Annotated in this window: 1 protein-coding gene; it reads right to left on the minus strand. The window is 32.7% G+C overall.

All coding sequences use genetic code 11. The features are described 5' to 3' along the window. Window positions 1–580: 580 nt before the first annotated feature. Window positions 581–1,929, minus strand: a 1,349-nt coding sequence (locus B6D18_RS12675; protein WP_158092594.1) for a hypothetical protein, incomplete at its 5' end; no start/stop codon positions are given.

Here is a 1,929-nt window from a genome sequence, read left to right on the forward strand (position 1 = left end):
GTAGTAAATAAATTTATAAATGAATATTAATAAAGAGGAATTGTTAACTCTTGATTGTTTAATTACATAATTTTAGCTTTCTAGACTCTAAACAACCGACCCTAACCCATTTAATTTTTTTATTTATTTGTTTTATTTAAATAAACATATTTAAATTTGCTAAAAGTATAGTTAAGATATTTAACTATATCAAACTTTATAATGTTAAATTTTGTCAAGTTATGTAAAGTAAAGTTAATCTAGAAAATTTTGACTTTAGGTGGAAAATTTGAATATTGTCAGTCCTTTGTTACTTAACTTATCTAATAGAAATCTACAAGTTGCTCTCCCCATTATAAAGTTTGTTCAGTTGTAAAAATCCTACTTTCAATTTATGGTTTAATAATCCAGTAACAATAAAGCAATGTTCATTATATGCGTGTAAAAATACACTTTCTTTATTATAACAATATCTCTTTATATTGAGATTGTAAGATTAATTTTTTACGAATATCTATTTAAAATTTCACATCTAAATGTCAATACAGTGGATAACATTTAAATTAAATTGAACTAAATTTCGTTAAAATTTCTATAACTGCTAAGGCGAAACACAAGATATATAATAATTGCCTACTGCTGTATCTCTTGCAAATCCTACACCACCACTTTGCATATCAACGCTTAACGAAGTTAATTCCCTCCTCTGTTTACCGAGACCAACTTTCACAGTTTTTGAAGTTGCAATCAAATAATAATCATGTAACCAATCATTATCAGGGTAATTACGACAATCTGAACGACTATTGTTATATAAACATCCCCATTCATTGATTATTCCGCTGATCCATTTACCATCTTCACGGTAACTTAACTGACGACGAGCATTTGTATCTGTCATTATTATAGGATTTGGATAGTTACTAGGTGTTCCTCCCCAATGAGCAACTGATTCCCAAAAGATGTCGTGGGTCAAATCATTCATCTCCGTTAACCGATAACCTTTACCTAAACGTTGGCACTCTTCTTGACCTTTTGCTTGGTACATCGATATATTTTCTTTAGTAATAACATTTTGATAGACTATATGGGTAGGAATATACCAACGCATCAACTTAAACTCATAAAGTATTTTACTTTTTCCTCTATCGGCATACAGCCTAAATGTGGAAGGACTAAAATTTTTATCATTAGACGTTGCCCGAGGACCATTTAAAGTAATCTTTAGTGCTTTTTGTGGTACTCCATATGGGTATAGATAAGGATATTCATCACTAACAGATATTAGCCCCCTCAATTGATGCTCCCAGCCAGTTATTCCCGTACTTAAGCTTAATCTGACATTACCACCTTCTACAGCGCTTATGCTACTGCCATTAGCTGCGATCACGGCCTCAGGACTTATTCCTGCCAACAACAAATAAAAATATAATCCATTAGACCCTGTACTTGGAAAATTATTTGTATAAACTGAATTTTTACCATCATAATTACCACTATTACGTGCATTATAAAATTTAAATCCTTTACTTGGATAACCTCTATATTCTCCAAAATCAATCACGCCAGAATCCCATCCAGGGCCATCAAACCACGGACTGACACCTTCATGGGAACCAATTCTAGCAGCATCATCAAATAATGGACTTGGTTGGGCATAACAGACATGGGGTTCGACTTTAGGATTTATATAATAACTATGGCTACCGCCCATAAAACTACTTTTGTTCGGCTCACCATATTGGGTTTTTAATTCACCATTTGTTGCTGTTATGGTTAATTTATAAGGACTATCACATTCAATAAACTTACTATGGGCATTGTTTTTAACGGTATCGGTCACATCAATACCATTAATGTTTTCCCATTTAACGCCTATATCACCACTCGCTGTTGCGATAACTTCACCGGCTACATCATCGTATCCATCGCCATCATCATCACCAAAAT

The organism is Gilliamella sp. A7 (assembly GCF_002142015.1).
GTDB classification, from domain to species: domain Bacteria; phylum Pseudomonadota; class Gammaproteobacteria; order Enterobacterales; family Orbaceae; genus Gilliamella; species Gilliamella apis_A.